This is a genomic window from Pseudoxanthomonas mexicana (assembly GCF_046736355.1).
Taxonomy (GTDB): domain Bacteria; phylum Pseudomonadota; class Gammaproteobacteria; order Xanthomonadales; family Xanthomonadaceae; genus Pseudoxanthomonas_A; species Pseudoxanthomonas_A mexicana_B.
The window spans coordinates 950,385-965,770 of record NZ_CP157201.1 but is presented as its reverse complement, the minus strand read 5'-3'; the positions used below and the strand labels follow the sequence as shown (position 1 = coordinate 965,770).

At 69.4% G+C, this 15,386-nt stretch carries 16 protein-coding genes; all 16 read right to left on the bottom strand.

Translation table 11 applies throughout. The features are described 5' to 3' along the window. Positions 1-38: 38 nt before the first annotated feature. Complete coding sequence (locus AAG688_RS04320; RefSeq protein ID WP_411834130.1) at positions 39-590, bottom strand: HAD family hydrolase; 552 nt, start codon at positions 588-590, stop codon at positions 39-41. Continuing rightward, positions 587-1,279 (bottom strand): nucleotidyltransferase family protein, encoded by a 693-nt coding sequence (locus AAG688_RS04315; protein WP_411834129.1) that lies wholly within the window; start codon positions 1,277-1,279, stop codon positions 587-589. The genes AAG688_RS04320 and AAG688_RS04315 overlap by 4 nt, the downstream gene beginning before the upstream one ends. Beyond that, on the bottom strand, positions 1,272-1,868 hold the full coding sequence (locus AAG688_RS04310) for an SIS domain-containing protein (protein WP_411834127.1): 597 nt from the start codon (positions 1,866-1,868) through the stop codon (positions 1,272-1,274). Before AAG688_RS04310 ends, AAG688_RS04315 begins: the two co-directional genes overlap by 8 nt. A 172-nt stretch (positions 1,869-2,040) precedes the next feature. After that, on the bottom strand, positions 2,041-3,075 hold the full coding sequence (locus AAG688_RS04305; RefSeq protein WP_411834126.1) for an acyltransferase family protein: 1,035 nt from the start codon (positions 3,073-3,075) through the stop codon (positions 2,041-2,043). A gap of 194 nt (positions 3,076-3,269) precedes the next feature. Continuing rightward, entirely contained in the window at positions 3,270-4,706 is a 1,437-nt protein-coding gene (locus AAG688_RS04300; RefSeq protein ID WP_411834125.1) for a hypothetical protein, read from the bottom strand. A 267-nt stretch (positions 4,707-4,973) separates the two neighbouring features. After that, positions 4,974-7,217, bottom strand: coding sequence for a type II secretion system protein GspD (locus AAG688_RS04295; RefSeq protein WP_411834124.1), 2,244 nt, complete (start codon positions 7,215-7,217; stop codon positions 4,974-4,976). Between the two features lie 74 nt (positions 7,218-7,291). Continuing rightward, on the bottom strand, positions 7,292-7,765 hold the full coding sequence (locus AAG688_RS04290; protein WP_411834122.1) for a hypothetical protein: 474 nt from the start codon (positions 7,763-7,765) through the stop codon (positions 7,292-7,294). Continuing rightward, positions 7,762-8,373, bottom strand: coding sequence for a hypothetical protein (locus tag AAG688_RS04285; protein WP_411834121.1), 612 nt, complete (start codon positions 8,371-8,373; stop codon positions 7,762-7,764). Before AAG688_RS04285 ends, AAG688_RS04290 begins: the two co-directional genes overlap by 4 nt. After that, the gene (locus tag AAG688_RS04280; RefSeq protein ID WP_411834120.1) at positions 8,366-9,415 is read right to left on the bottom strand and encodes a hypothetical protein; all 1,050 of its coding nucleotides are present in this window, start codon (positions 9,413-9,415) and stop codon (positions 8,366-8,368) included. The genes AAG688_RS04285 and AAG688_RS04280 overlap by 8 nt, the downstream gene beginning before the upstream one ends. After that, positions 9,354-10,430, bottom strand: a complete 1,077-nt coding sequence (locus AAG688_RS04275; RefSeq protein ID WP_411834118.1) for a hypothetical protein — start codon at positions 10,428-10,430, stop codon at positions 9,354-9,356. Before AAG688_RS04275 ends, AAG688_RS04280 begins: the two co-directional genes overlap by 62 nt. Then, positions 10,420-11,016: a type II secretion system protein gene (locus AAG688_RS04270; RefSeq protein ID WP_411834117.1), complete on the bottom strand. Its 597-nt coding sequence runs from the start codon at positions 11,014-11,016 to the stop codon at positions 10,420-10,422. The genes AAG688_RS04275 and AAG688_RS04270 overlap by 11 nt, the downstream gene beginning before the upstream one ends. Positions 11,017-11,033: 17 nt before the next feature. Then, on the bottom strand, positions 11,034-11,456 hold the full coding sequence (locus AAG688_RS04265; protein WP_411834116.1) for a type II secretion system protein J: 423 nt from the start codon (positions 11,454-11,456) through the stop codon (positions 11,034-11,036). Beyond that, positions 11,446-11,877, bottom strand: a complete 432-nt coding sequence (locus AAG688_RS04260) for a prepilin-type N-terminal cleavage/methylation domain-containing protein (protein WP_411834115.1) — start codon at positions 11,875-11,877, stop codon at positions 11,446-11,448. The genes AAG688_RS04265 and AAG688_RS04260 overlap by 11 nt, the downstream gene beginning before the upstream one ends. Continuing rightward, entirely contained in the window at positions 11,843-12,280 is a 438-nt protein-coding gene (gene gspG, locus AAG688_RS04255; protein WP_411834114.1) for a type II secretion system major pseudopilin GspG, read from the bottom strand. Before gspG ends, AAG688_RS04260 begins: the two co-directional genes overlap by 35 nt. A gap of 22 nt (positions 12,281-12,302) precedes the next feature. Continuing rightward, positions 12,303-13,511, bottom strand: a complete 1,209-nt coding sequence (locus AAG688_RS04250; protein WP_411834113.1) for a type II secretion system F family protein — start codon at positions 13,509-13,511, stop codon at positions 12,303-12,305. Beyond that, a complete protein-coding gene (locus tag AAG688_RS04245; RefSeq protein ID WP_411834112.1) occupies positions 13,504-15,234 on the bottom strand; it encodes a GspE/PulE family protein in 1,731 nt (576 codons plus the stop codon). Before AAG688_RS04245 ends, AAG688_RS04250 begins: the two co-directional genes overlap by 8 nt. Positions 15,235-15,386 lie beyond the last annotated feature (152 nt).

Here is a 15,386-nt window from a genome sequence, read left to right as displayed (position 1 = left end):
TCTACCGTTCTCCGGTTTCGTTGGATTGCCGGGGATTGCTACGGGCAGCCATGCGCGGGCAAGGCTCCCGATACCAGCGTGCGCCTGCCGACCCCGGCCGCCGCCGCCGCCTGCAGGTCGCCGGGCTTGTCGCCCAGCAGCTCCGAAGCCTGCATGTCCAGCGCGAACAGATCCCTGGCCGCCAGCAACATGCCCGGTTCCGGCTTGCGGCACGGGCATTGCCGCATTGTCCCGAACCGCGGGTGGTGCGGGCAATGGAAGGTCGCCGCCAGCGGCGCGCCGCGCAGGCGGAATTGATCGTGCACCCAGGCCGTATAGCGCAGGAAGCCCTGCTCGTCGTAGTAGCCACGCGCGATGCCTGCCTGGTTGGTGACCACGATGGGCAGGTAGCCGCGCACCAGCGCGCCGGCGACCAGCTCGAAGATGCCGGGGAGCCATTCGGTCTCCTCGGCCGTGTGCACGTAGCCGCGATCGACGTTGATCACGCCGTCGCGATCCAGGAACAACGCCTTCCGCGGCGCCGACAACCGCGCCAGCAGGGCGGGCAGTTGCGGATCCAGGTAGGGGGCGGGGATGGGCGAGGCGTTCATCCGGCGCCGAACAGGATCTGCGCGCGGGCGTAGTCCTCGGGCACGCCGATGTCGATGAAGCCCTCGCCTCCCTTGAGGCCGACGATGCGGCCGGCGGCGGCCAGCGGCGCCAGGATGTCGGTCTCGAAGGAATACCGCCCGCCGGGCAGGCCCGCCAGGACGTCCGGCGCCAAGTAATAGCAACCGGCATTGATGTGGCCCGGCCCGCTGCCGCCCTTCTCGTCGAAGCCGAGGATACGCTCGCCTTCCAGCCGTACCGAGCCGTAGCGGCCCACCTCCGGCACCTGCGCCAGCGCCACCCCGATACCGGCACCGTGTGCCTGCACCAGCGCGGCCAGCGCGGCCGGCGAGTAGCGCAGCCAGGTGTCGCCGTTGAGCACGTGCGCCGCGGTGCCGCGCAGGCGCGCGCGCGCCAGGGTGATGGCGCCCCCGGTGCCGAGCGGCTCGGGTTCCACCGAATGGCTCAGGGCCATGCCTTTCCATTCCTCGCCGAGCGTGCTTTCGACCTGCTCGGCCAGATAGCCCGTGGCCAGTACCACATGGGTCATCCCGGCCTCGGCCAGCCGGTCCAGCAGCCAGGCCAGGAAAGGACGGCCCGCCACCGGCGCCAGCGGCTTGGGCACCTCGCCCACCACGCTGCGCAGGCGCGTACCGAAGCCTCCCGCCAGGACGATCGCCTCGTCAGCCATCTTCGGGGAACAGCGTGCTTTCGATCAGCGCGCACAGCAGGTGGCCGAGGAACTCGTGGCCTTCCTGGATGCGGGGCGTCTCGTCCGAAGGCACGCGGAAGCACAGGTCGCTCAGCCCGGCCAGCTTGCCGCCGCCCATGCCGGTGAAGCCGATGACGTGGAGGCCACGCTCGCGCGCGGCCTGGCAGGCGCGCACGATGTTGGGCGAATTGCCGGAGGTGGAGATGGCGACGAACACGTCGCCCTGCCGGCCCAGCGCCTCGATCTGGCGGGCGAACACGTAGTCGTAGCCGTAGTCGTTGCCGATCGCCGTCAGGATGCTGCTGTCGGTGGTCAGCGCGATCGCCGCCAGCCCGGGACGGTCGTAGTAGAAGCGGCTGACCAGCTCGCCCGCCCAGTGCTGCGCGTCGGCGGCGCTGCCGCCGTTGCCGGCGAACAGGAGCTTGCCGCCGCCGCGCAGCGCGGTAACGCACATCTCCAGGGCCTGCGCCACCTGCTGTTTCAGACCGGCGTCGGCGGCCATGCGGTTGAAATTGGCCAAGGTCTTGTCGAATTCGGCCGCGACGACGCGATCCACTTTGTTTTCCACGGGGGACTCCAGGAGATACGGAATGCAGCCCCCTTCGACCCGGCGGCAGGATGCGCCACCTGGGGTCTTTGTCGCAGGCGACCTGCCCAACGGAGCGGATGCCGCCCGGCTAAGGGGGCCGAGCATGGTAACAAACGGGCCGGAACAGTCGGTGCGCAGGTACCGGCGCCGTTCAGGCAACCGCGCGCGCGCGGATCCGCACGCCGCTCAGGGGCCGCTCGAACAGCCACCAGGAAAGCGCGGAAGCGGCCAGCGCCGCGGCCAGCACCAACCCGGGCGCGAGCAGCGGGAAGCGTTCGGGGATGCCGAGTCGCTGCATCGCCGCCAGCACCGGCATGTGCCAGAGATAGAGGCTGAAGCTGATCAGGCCGACCCAGCGCAGCGGTTTCCAGGCAAAGACCCTGCGCAGCGCCTGCCCGCCATGCAACAGTGACAGCAGCAGCACCGACCAGAGCAGGCCGAAGAACAGGAACCAATTGCGGGTGATGGTGGCCTCGAAAGGCCGGCCCAGCAGCCAGCACCAGAGGACGGGAATGGCCACGCACCAGGCCAGCAGCGCGAGCAGGCCCGCCGCGCTCCATAGCGCGGGCCGGGCAGCAGAGCGTTGCGCCCATGCGTCCACCCTCGCGGCAAACGCGCCGCACAGGAACACCGCCAGGTAAGGCCCCAGGCGTACGTCGTTCTCGATCGTCTGCGAAGGCGGCCAGGCCAGCATCACCGCCGCCAGGACCAGCACGAAGGCGCCCGCCTGCGCCAGTGGCGACCAGCCGCGCCTTGCCATCAGGTACAGGCCGGCGGCCAGCAGCGGCAGCCAGAGATAGAAAGTGAACTCGACCGGGATGCTCCACAGCACGCTCTGGCCCTCGCGCAGGGTGAGGTGGCGCCATAGCGAGGCGGTGTCGATGGCGTATAGGACCGGATGGCCGGCGCGATGGGTCAGCCAACTCGACACCAGCACCACCAGGTAGAGCGGCCAGATGCGCAGGATGCGGCGCAGCGCGTAGTCCAGCCAGGTATGCGGCCGCGCCAGCGCGCCGTCCGGCAGCCGCAACAGGTTGCGCGCCAGCAGCCAGGCGCTCAACACGAAGAACAGGTAGACGCCGCTCTTGCCGACGCCATGCAGCGCCGGGCGCGGGAACAGGCCGGCGCTGGAGAAATGCGAGGCGAGGACGATCAATACGGCCAGGCCACGCAGGCCGTCGAGCACGGCCAAATGGCTCCCCGGTTGGGAGCCTGGATACGCCTGCGTTGGGCCGGGGAGAGAGGACGCCACGAGTTGCCTCGGGATATGGGGCCAAGCGGGAATCCGCCGGCCATCACGGCGCAAGCTGCTGCGCCCAAGAGAAAGGCCCGCCGAAGCGGGCCTTTCCATGTTGCGTCAAACCAATCCGTGTCGCTGGATCAGTTGCTGCCCGGACGGACCATCACGTGGTTGGTGATCAGGCCGTTGGTCGGGTTGACCACCTGGTACAGACCCTGCACCTGGTTGGTCGGGCCGGCGACGTTGACCACCAGGGTGCCGCGGCGGCCGCTGCCGCCGGCCAGGTCCAGATCTTCATCCGACAGCTGGATGACCTGGGTGCCATTGGCCGGGACGGTACCGGACAGCTTGCTGCTGGCGATCTCGAAGGTGGCGCCGGTCTCGGTCAGCACGCTGATGGTGTACGGACGGGCCGCACTACCGGTGTTGGTCAGCGCGATGCGGGCCAGCCAGCCGGACGGGACCTGCACCAGCGGAGCCTGCAGCTCGGTGCCGTTGCGGACGATCGAACCGAAGCTGACACCGGTGATGTCGGTGACGCTGTACGTGGTCGCATCGGCGGCAGCGACGCGGAGGCTGGCGGTGTATGCAGCAGCCGGGATCAGCACGCCAGCACGGCGGGTCAGATCAAAGTCCGCAGTGGCAAAGCCAGTGCTGCCCACGGTGAACGAGGCAGTGGTCGCATTCAGAGTGTTGGCGTTGGCACCATTCAGCTGGACTCGGCCCAAGGCAGCACCGGTGTAAAGCGGAGCGGCGGCGTTGGCAGCCAGAGCATAGTCACCAGCAACCTCGATGCGGGTGGCGGCAGCAAACAGATCCGCCAGCGTAATCGCCGTGCCATCGACCCTGAACGGAGCAGACTGCGCACCACCACCATCCGGATCACGCAGACGGTAAGCGATGGAGCCGTTGGCCAAGGAGGCAGTGGCCACAGTGGTATTGGCGTCTGCCAAGAAGTCGCTGAACGACGGCGTGGCCTCGACGTTGGCGGTGTGCGTGGTGGCATCGGCAACCAGCTCGTAGCTCGGCGCAAACACGATGTACGGACCCGAGAAGCTGGTGTTGGCGATCAGGCCCGTGCTGCCGCCGGCCTGGGCCTGCGACGGCTGATCGTACATGCCGACCGAGCAATTGACATTGCTGTCGGTACCGGTGATGGCATGGTTGCCGCTGACCAGCAGGGTATCGGTACCGATCACATTGTTGCCCGGGCCGCCGACGGAGGTGATCGAGAAGGTCAGGACGTTGGTGCCCAGACCATTGACCGCACCCACGTTGCCCGCGGCAGCGTCGCTCAGGGCGACGGTCGTGGCACCGGCAAAGCGGATGTTGTTGGAGCACTCGACACGGACGTAGCGCACTTCATCCTGGGAGAAGTTGTAGCCGATGTTCCAGGTCAGCTGGGTCGCTGCACTGGCCGAGGTGGTCAGGGTACGCGGCGCAGCCGGAGTGGCGACGATTTCCTTGGCGAAGTACGCCGGCACAACAGGGTTGGCCGACAGATTGGCCGCCGCGGCATTGCCGGCGGCAAACAGGGAGCCGACGATGGCGGCGGCGAGAACCTTCTTGTTCAACATTTGGGAGTTACTCCTAAGCTTAGGATTGAATTTGGATTTGCACTGACACCTGGACACCACTCGCCGTTCCGCATGCACGTGCCGGCGCCGGCACCGGGCTGAGGCGGCTGCGAAGGTCCCTTACTGGCCATGTCCCCCACAGTTCCCTCACCCACCTGCGCATGCATCAACCCCTGCGCAGTCCCCAGATGCGAAGGGACTATATAGGCGTGGTTGGAACATCGTCAACTCTTTGCAAGCCCCGTTGGCGCATTTCTTCGCGCCATTCTATGGCGTGGGATTTGCATTGCCCGGCCGCGGCGGATGCCCCTGCGCGGGCGGCGCCGGCACGGCGTTGGCATCGCCCTCGCCGGTCGCGGCCGCCGGTTCCGGCCCACGGCCGTCGGCGCTGCCGAAACGCGCGCGGATGGCCTCGGTGATGGCGCGGGTCTGGCTTGCGTCCTCGACCACGTAGGGGGTGATCAGCATCAGCAGCTCGGTGCGGGTGTTCTCGGCGCGGCGGCTGTGGAAGGCCGCGCCCAGGATCGGGATGTCGCCCAGCAGCGGCACCTTGGTCTTGCCGACGCTGCGGTTGCTGGAGATCAGCCCGCCCAGCAGGGTGCTCTCGCCGTCGGACAGGCTCAGGCTGGTCTGCAGCCTGCGGCTGAAGATGCTGGGCGAGGAGATCTCGCTGGTGTCGGTGGTGGACGCTTCGCTGACCTCCTGCGACACCTTCAGGTCCACCCGCTGGCCGGAATGCACCACCGCGGTGATGTCCAGCAGCATGCCGGTCTTGCGGTACTGGATGGACTGCAGGATGGAACTGCCGGTGTTGGGCAGATCCGGCGCGGTGGCCTGGCTGGTGATGATCGGCACCTCGGTGCCGACGTCGATGCTGGCGCTCTCGCCGCTCTTGACCAGGATGCGCGGCGTGGAAAGGATCGAGACCCGGTTGTCGCGGGCGAACAGGTTGACCAGCGCCTTGACCTGGCCGGAGGACGACAGTCCTTCCCAGACCAGCCCGGTGCGGCCGGCCGTGCCCTGCAGCAGGTTGAGCGGCCCGCGCACGCCGTTGATGCTGATGTTCTGCAGCGCCCATTCCACGCCGTTGGCGAACTCGTCGGTGAGGGTGACCTCGGCCACGGTGACCTCGATCACCACCTGGCGGGCAGGCTGGTCCAGCCGCGCCAGCACGCCCTGGATGGCGCGCCAGCGCTGCGCATCGCCCTGGAAGACGATGACGTTGCGGACCGGATCCACCGCCAGTTGCCCGCCCAGGCCGGACATGGCGGTCACCTGGTTGGCCGGGGCGCGGGCAGCAGCAGCCTGGCTGCCGCCGCCCAACTCGTTGCCCGCCGAGGCCGGGGAGGAAGCCGTGCCCGCCGCCGCGCCACCGGGGGTGGCGGATGCGCCTATCAGTGCCTGCAGCACCGGGACCAGCGTCTCGACGGTGGTATGCCGCGCCGGGTACAGGAACATGCCGCCACCGGCGCCGTCGTCGCTGGGCTGGTCCAGGCGCGTGGCCCATTCGCCCACCAGCGCCAGGGCGTCGTCGGAATCGGCGAACACGATCAGTGCGTTGGCCGAGTTGACCGGCACGAAGGTCACCGCGCCGCCGCTGCCCGGGCCGGCGCGAACCGACACGCCCTGCCCGGCCAGCACCTCGCGCAGCTCCCGGGCCAGCAGATCGGCGGTCAGGTAGAGCGGGTTGATGCGGATCGAGCGCTTGCCGCGCAGGGCGCTGCGATCCAGCGTGATCACCGCTTCCATCGCCGCCTTGACCGCATCGCCGGGGCCGGAGATCAGCAGCGCGTTGGCCTCGACCATTTCGCTGAAATTGACCGAATGATTGCCGAACAGGCTGCGCAACTGCGCGGCCACGCTGCCCGGCTGCGCGGCCTCCAGTGGCAAGGCCACGAACACGGTGCGCTGCCCCGCCGGCACTTCCGGCAGCGAGCGGGTGGCCAGCAGTTGCGGCATCTGCCCGCTCCCCTGCGCGCTGGCGGCGGTGAAGCGCAGCACGCCGCCCAGTTCGCTGACCTCCACGCCGTAGTTCTTCAGCACTTCCTGCGCAATGGCGTAGACCTTGGCCGGCGGCTGCGGCTCGGTCAGGCGCAGGCTGACCACGTCGGCGCGCGAACGCACGCTCTGGTCGATCTGCACGGCGAAGTCCAGCTCCATCCCGAACACGACGTTGATGAAGGTCTCCAGCGGCACTGCGTCCAGCACCAGGGCGACCGGCTTCTTGCGCGGTATCTCCGGCACGCGCGGCTCGGCGGCCGTGGCCGAAGGCGGCGTGGCCTGCGCGGGAGCCGGCTGCTGCTCGACCAGCGGGCGCTGGCGCTGCCCGGGCCGGCCCTCATCCTGGAGGAGCACCTCGTCCTGGCTGGCCTCGGCCTTGGGCGCACGCAGCGGCTGCGGCAACTGCGGCGGGGGGAAGCTGCTGCACGCGGCCAGCATGCCCAGCAGGGACGTGGCCAGGAACAGGCGCACGCCCGTGGGCAGCGCATGCCGCGCGGTCTTTTTTGCCATCGTGGGAACCACTCTTGTTTCGTGAGGCATGGGAGATACGGAAGGACGCATGGCGCCGCAGGCCAGGGGCGGGTTCATGGCGGCTGATCCGCCCCGGAGGGTTGCATGGGATCGAGGAACAGGCGCCGCCGGTGGCGCTGCCCTTCGCCATCGACCCAGGCGACCTGCATGCCGGAGATGCCCAGCAGCCGCCCGCCGTCGGGAAGCTGGCCCCCGATCCTGATCCGCAGCTCGCCGCTGCCGTGGATCAGGAAGATGGCCTCGGCTCCGTGCGCGCCGCGGACGATGCCCACCGGCACCGGCGGCGGCGGGGGCGGCGGCGGGGGCGCTTCCACCGGCTTGGGCACCGCTCCCCAGGGAGCGCGCGCTTCCCAGACGGCATCCTCGGCCGCCAGATCTGGACTCCGTATCGAGGGCGCGACCCATTCCGGCTCGGCCAGGGCCGTCGGCACCACCGCCGCCGGCGAGGCGCCCAGCAACAGGCAGCCGCCCCCTCCCAGCAACAGCGCCGCCACCACGATCAGCACGTCACGCCACAGCGGCTTCATCCTCCCCCCTCCGGCTGCACCGCCGCATCCTGCGCCGGCGGCTGCGCGCGCCGATAGTAGCCGCGCACCACCAGGTTCAGGCGCGCCGGGGCGCTGTCGTCGATTTCGATGCGCTCGACCTGGATCCACGGCAGCGCCTCGGAAACGGCGCGCAGGAAGGCGGCCTGGCCGTATTGCGGGATCTGGCCGTCCAGGCGCGCCAGCACCTGCCACATCTCCGGGTGCCCGGGTACGTCCAGGGTTTCCTCGACCCGGATGCGCGGCTCGGCCATCGCATTGGACGCCGCCAGCTCGCCCAGCCAGTTCTGCAGTTCGGCCTGGGCCAGGCCGGCGCTGGAAACCTCCGGCATGCGCTGCCGCATTTCCTGCAGCCGGGTGGCGGCTTCTTCCGCGCGTGCGCTCCAGTCGTCCTGCTTGCGCAATCCTTCCAGCCGCGCCTGCAATTCGAGATCGTCGGCATGGCGCTTGCGATGCGCCTCGGTGCGTGCATCCAGCGACGAGAGCCCATGCGCGGCCAGGATCACCAGCGCGACCAGGGCGGCCAGGCGCAAACGCTGGTTGGCCCGCCATTCCGAACGGACCCGGTTCCACCACGCCTGCTCAGCCATCGCCTTCTTGCCCATCTCCGGCCACGCCGGCGAACACGAGTTGCATCCTGCCGCCCACCGGGGTGGCGGTGACTTCGGCCAGCCCGGGCACGCCGGCGAAGGCGGCCACGTACTTGCGCGGATCGGTCTGGCTGGCGCTCACCACGGTGGTGATCTTGTTGGGTTCGCGACGCCAGGTATGGATGAGGGTGCCTTCGGGCAGGGCTTGGGCCACTTGCGCCATCAATCGGTAATCGCTGCGGCCCTGCTGCAGTTCCAGCAGATGCAGCGCCTCGGCCTGCATCTGCTCGGCGCGCTCGCGCGCGGCCAGGATGGGCGCGGCTTCGGCGCGGGTGGCTTCCAGCCGAACCACCAGCCGGCTGCTGGCCAGGTTCCAGCGCGCCCAGGCCGTCAGTTGCCACCCCAGCGCGAAGGCCAGCAGCGCGCAGCCGCCGACCCAGGCCAGGCGCTCACGGGCCGCCGGCGTGCCGGGCAGCCAGCTGCGCCGGCGTTCGCCCCAGGGCTGGTCCAGCCATGGGTGCGCCTGTGCCGGCGGCAGGGGCAGCGGCTGCTCCATGCCGGCCGAACGCAGGAAGCGCAGCCAGGGCTCGTCTCCGGGCAGTTGCGGCCACCATTGGCTGGTGATGAGCTGGCGGTTCGACCAGACCTGTCCTTCGACGCCCTCGGCCAACCGCAGCAGGCGCGGGCCGTCGGTTTCCGGGAGGGGTACCAGCAGGCTTTCGGGCAGCCATTGCTGCTCGCCGGCGCGCGCCTCGGCCGGGGCCTCGGTCCATATCCAGAAATGCGCCACGCCCTGGCGCCAGGCGATGTGGCAGGCGGCCTCGGGGGCGGGCAGGTAGCGGGCCGCGGCAAGCCGGGCAGCCGCCTCGCGCTGGCGTGCCGGTATCGCGCCCAGGTCCAGTTGACGGTACTGGCAATGCATCCGCGGGACGACCCATTGCCGTCCCCCCAGCACGCCGCCCTGCTGGACCTGCCCCGCTTCAGTGCCGATCAGCCGCCGGGTCGGCAAAAAGTACGCTGCCAGTTTCTTCTGCAGGTTCATCGTTGTCTGGGCGCGCTATCGGGTAGGAAGCCAGGATCGACCAAGGTCCTCGCCGGTCCGCAAGGGGCGTCAATCGTACATGGATTCGCCAGGCCGCGCCCGTGCGCGACCACAGGGTGAGCCGCAGGGTTTCGTCGGCGACGAAGCGATAATCGCCCGCATCGTCGCCCAGCAGCGCGCCTGAACGCCCCTGCACGTCGCGCAGCGAACGGAAGGATGCCTGCCGGCGCATCTCCAGGAGCCGATCGCAGGCTGCAGGGCAATCGGCCAGCCACAGGGGAAGCAGATCATGCGGAACCGTGTTCAGGTTCAGGGCGCCGGCATAGTAGGGCGTGATGCGCGCGGCGATGGCTTCCAGCTGCCCGGGCGACAATTCCTCCCAGCCGAGCACGCTGCCGATTTCGCGGGGCACCAGCAGGCGCCGGTTGGGCGGCCCACTGCGGCCCGCGCGCCGGTACTCGCGCCGCTCGGCGCCGTTGAGCCGGTTCAGGTCGTCGGCATCGACATAATCCAGCAGGGCATCGCGTAAACGGGGCAAGCGCCGTTCGTCGATGCCCTGCTGCAGGAGGAAACGATCCAGGCTGGTGCTACGCGTCCATGCCAGCGGGATCAGCCCGGCCTCGTCCTGGATGGAAAACAGGCTGCCCTCCAGCCCCTGGTAGACGGTGTCGTCCAGGCTCAACTCGCCGCCGACCGGATCCCGGATCAGGCCGCCCATTTCATCCAGCCGCCGGACCGCCTGTTGATCCTCGGCCAGTACCGAGGTCGGCAATCCGGCATAGGTCAATTCACGGGTCGCGGCCAGGTAGAGCAGGGTATCGCGGGTACCGGCCAGCGCCATCTCGTCCTGCAGGCGCTCATGGCCGATGCGCGCCTGCGCCACCTGGTCCAGCGACCACAGGGTCATCAGCGCCACCGCGATGGCGATGCCCGCCAGCAGCCACAGCGTGATGGCCAGGACGAACCCGCGCGGCACCCTCCCGGCCGGCCCGCGGCGACGGCGCTCAGAGATCACTGTTGACCTCGTCGAACCGCAACAGCGCCGGCGGGATGGGATCCGACAACAGCGGCACCAGCCAGTACAGGCGCCCGCGCGCGGTCGTGGCTTCGAACCGCACCAGCCGCGGCAGCCTTTCCGGGTCCGCCGGTTCGGGTTTCCAGCTGTCGCGCCATGTGCCATCGCGCCCGAGATAGGAGAACGAGGCATCCCGCAACGGACCGGGAACCACGATCAGATCGGGGGTCGCGTTGTCGGCATAGTGGAGCGAAGCCTCGTCGGCGCTGCCGGCCAGCCACCAGCGGACCTGCGACATGCCCTGGCCCACCAGCGGTACCGGGGTGACATAGGACAGCGCGTCGCGGCCGCCCTCCATCGTGCCCAGCGCGTCGTCCAGATCCGCCTGCGCGGCGCCGACCGTCTCGCGGAACCAGGCTTCCTGCAGGAAGTCGGTGCGTGCCTCGCCCTGCAGGCGCAGCAGCCGCGTGCGCAGGTTGAGCGCGTGGCCCAGGGCCTGCATCAGCACCGCCACCAGCAGCGACACGATGACCAGCGTCACCACCGCTTCCAGCAGGCTGAAGCCGGCGGCGTGGCGGCGCGTCATGCGGGAGGAAAGGCGGCTCACAACCGTTCGGGCTCGCGTACCTGCCGGTAGCCGACACGGCGCACCACCACTTCGGCCAAGGGCCTTCCGGACTGGCTCACCTCCAGCGTCACATCGTACAGGCCGACCTGGAACAGGCCGGCCTGCATGTATCCGGTCATCGCATCGCGCGCCGGCTCGACCAGTTCGGCATGCCAGCGCAGGCGCGCCTCGCCCAGTTGCTGCTCGCCCTGCGGCGTCTCCGCGGGATTGACCGTTTCCAGCCAGGCCATCGCGTTGCGCAGCGCTGAGTCGGCCAGGCGCGCGTTCTCGGCACGGCTGGCCATCTGCACCGACTGGTTCATCGCGGCGAACAGGGCCAGGCCGGCCGTTGCCAGGATCGTCAGCGCGACGATGGCCTCCAGCAGCGAGAAACCGCACTGATCGCGCCTACCCTTCATCGGTGACCCCGCAGTCCGGCGCGGCCAGCGCCCATTCCTCCACCACGCCGCCACCTTCCACGCGCACCTTGGCGGGCATGCACACGCCACTGGCCTGGATCACTACGCGGGTCGAGGCGGTCACCTTCCAGCCCTGCGGCATCTGCATGCCCTCCGCGACCACCGGTTCCCCGGCCTCGATGATGAACGGGTGGCCGCCGGCGCGCGCGAGCAGGGGCAGGCGCTCGATCTGGCGCGCCGCTTCGGCGCGATCCCCGCTGCCGGCGATGGCCTGCACCATGGTGGCCAGGCGTGGCGCGATCAGCGCGGCCATGACCGATACCAGCAACAGCACCACCAGCATTTCCAGCAGCGAGAAACCTTCCGGCGGGCGATCGGCCCCCGCGTTACTGCGGAGGCAGGAATCCGATGTCCGCATCATTGCCCTCTCCGCCCACCTGGCCGTCCGCGCCCAGGGAATAGATCGCGAACGGCAATCCGTCGCGGCCAGGCACCGAGTAGCGGTAGGGATTGCCCCACGGATCGGCCGGCACCGCCTCGTCCAGGTAGGGACCGCGCCAGCGCGCGCGGGCGCGCTCGTCGGCCGGTGCGCTGTACAGCACCGCCAACCCCTCTTCCGCCGTGGGGATGCGCCCGACTTCGAGGCGGAAGGTCTCGACCGCGCCGCGCAGCAGCCTGACCTGGGTTTCGGCCACCTGGATCTTGGAACTGTCGACGCGGCTGAACAGCCGCGGTCCCACCAGGCTGGCGATCAGGCCGATGATGACCAGGACGACCAGCATTTCGAGCAGGGTGAAGCCTGCGGGCTTGGAGGGGACGCGCATGGAAACTCCGTGCATTGCGGTTCTAGAGGGGAACGTCGTTGACGCTGGTGATGGCGAGGATGATCGCGGTCATGATGGTGCCGACCACCACGCCGATGATGATGATCGCCAACGGCTCGATCAATTGTAGCGCGCGCTTCATCCGGTCCCGGCCCATCGTCTCGTACAGCCTGGCCAGCGCCGCGAGCAGCTTGGGCAACTCGCCGCTGGCCTCGCCGACCGCGACCAGGTCGTAGCCGGTGGGATTGAGGGCGCGATGTTCGCGCAGCGCGGCCGACAGCGTCGTGCCGGCCTTGACCGACTTGGCCACCGAACCCAGGCGGTTGCGCAGGAAGGCCATCCGCACCGCGGACGCGGAAAGCCCCAGCGCCCGTATCAGTTCCACGCGCCCGGCCAGCAGGGCGGAAAGCGTGCTGGCCCAGCGTCCGACCTCGGCCTCGATCAACCAGTCGCCGATCACCGGCAGCCGCGCCACGCGCTCGGCAAGCCGTCCGGTGAAGCCGGGCGATTTGAAAAGGGCGCGCGCCAGCACCGCCAGCGCCACCACCGCCGCCAGGACCATCCAGGCATGGTTGCTGAGCCATACGCCGGTGGCGATCGTCCAGCGCGACAGCGCGGGCATGGATTCGCCATGCTGGGTCAGCAGGCCGCCGAAACGCGGCACCACCCACATGAAGATGATGCCGACGGCGGTGATGCCCGAGGCGACCAGCACGGCCGGGTAGATCATCGCGCCGGTCATTTCCTGGCGGACGCGCTGGTCGTATTCGTACTGGTCCACGCCGCCGCGGATCGACTCGGCGAGGCGACCGGTCGCCTCGCCCGCATGCACCAGCTGGTGGAAGTACTCGGGCACCGGCAGCTTCGACTCCCGCAGCGCGGTGCTGAAGCTTTCGCCGCGACGCACCGAGCGCTCCATGCCGGCGAAGGCGCCGGTCAGCGCCGGGTGGTGGCTGGACTTGGCCAGCGAGGACAGCGAGGTGACCAGGCCGACACCGGCCTCCAGCAGGGTGGTGAACTCGTGCAACACCAGTTGCAGTTCGCGCGAGGAGGCGGTGCGTCGCCGCGGGCCGGTCCAGGCGCCGCGCGCCGCCTTCAGCACGTACGGCGTCATGCCCTGCTGGGCGAGCAGCCGCGACGCATCGCCATCCGAGGCGGCGTCGATTGTCCCGGAGACCTTGTTGCCGGAACGGTCGATCGCTTCGTAGCGGAAAGCCGTCGGCTCAGCCATCGGCGCCGACCCCGCCGGTGACCCGCACCACTTCCTCGACGGTCGTCAACCCGGCCCTGGCCTTGAGCAGCCCGTCCTCGCGCAGGTTCCTGCCACCCTGCGCGATGGCCAGCGCGCCCATCTTCTCGGCGGTGGCGGAGGAAAGGATCAGTTCCTGCATTTCCGGGGTAACGTCGACCAGTTCGTAGATGCCCAGCCGGCCCCGGTAGCCCGTCCCCTGGCAGCGCGGGCAACCCACCGCCCGCCGCCAGTTCGCCGGTGTTGCGGATTCGACGTGCGGCTGCACGATGCGCTCCACGGAAGGCAGCACCTCGGTCGGCTCGCTGCAATGCGCGCATATGCGCCTGACCAGGCGCTGGGCCTGTACCGCCCGCACGCTCGTCGCCACGAGGAAGGGCTCGACGCCCATGTCGATCAGCCGGGTGAACGCGCTGACCGCGTCGTTGGTATGCAGGGTGGACAGCACCAGGTGGCCGGTCAGCGCCGACTGGACCGCGATCTCGGCGGTTTCCAGATCGCGGATTTCGCCGATCATGATCACGTCGGGGTCCTGGCGCAGGATGGCGCGCAGCGCGCGCGCGAAGGTGTATCCGATCTCGGCGTTGGCCTGGATCTGGGTGACCCCGGCGACTTCGTACTCGACCGGATCCTCGACCGTGATCATCTTGCGATCGCGCTGGTTCATCTCTTCCAGCGTCGCGTACAGGGTGGTCGACTTGCCCGAACCGGTGGGTCCGGTGACCAGGATGATGCCGTGGGGCTCGCGCACCCAGGTGCGGAACAAGCCGATATCCCGTGGCGAGAAGCCCAGCCGGTCGAGGTTGAGATCCTGGCGCTCCTTGGGCAGCAGGCGCAGGACGATGGACTCGCCGTGCACGGCGGGGACCGCGGATGCGCGGACGTCGACTTCCTGGCCGCTGACGCGCGTGCCGAGCCTGCCGTCCTGCGGCAGCCGGCGTTCGGCGATGTCCATCCCGGAAATGAGCTTGACCCGGGACGCCACCGCCGGGTAGCGGCTGGCCGGCAGGGTCATGCGCGTATGCAGGATGCCGTCGATGCGCATGCGGATATGGAAGACGAGTTCCTCCGGCTCGATGTGGATGTCCGAAGCCCGCTGGTCCATCGCCTGGGCGAGGATGTTGTTGACCAATTCGATGACCGGCGCTTCCTCGGCCAGTTCGCGGAGGTGGCCGACATCGTCGTCGTCCAGCAGCGAATCCGACGCGGACCTGCCGCTGCCGACCATTTCCAGCAGGCGCTCGACGTCCTGCGACGGCGCCAGCCGCCAGAACCAGGGGCGACCGGCGAAGGCCGCGCCCAATGCCTCGTTGACCAGCGGGTCGAGCGGATCCCGCGCAACCACCAGGACGCCGTCCCGCGACGGGGATTCCCAGGCGACGACGCCGTTGTCCAGCCACCAGCCAACGCTGTAGCGGGAGCCGGCCAGCAGCTCGCGGACGGCGTCCGCGCCCTCGGGCCATTCGTCCCCGCCCAGCAGCGGCATGGCGAGCTGCTCCGAGAGCACGGCCAGGAGGTTTTCTTCCGACAAGGCGCCCAGGCGGACCAGGATGCTGCCGATGCGGCCACCGAACTGTTCCTGGAAGGACAGCGCCTTGGACACGTCACCGCTGGAGACGATCTGCCGCTCGACGAGGACTTCGCCGAGGCGACGTGTCCGGATGGAAGCCGCGTCGGCAATGGGCTGCGGTTCGAGCGTGTTCATCTGTGCATTCTTGTTCGGGGAGGGCCCGTGCGATGCGGCCGCAGCGGCGACGGGAGCGTAGATGCGCGCCGGCATGCGTTCGACATGGGGAAGGTGCCTGCCGGCATTATCCGGCCAAATACCGGCCTTGTCGCGCGACGATGCGCAGGGCG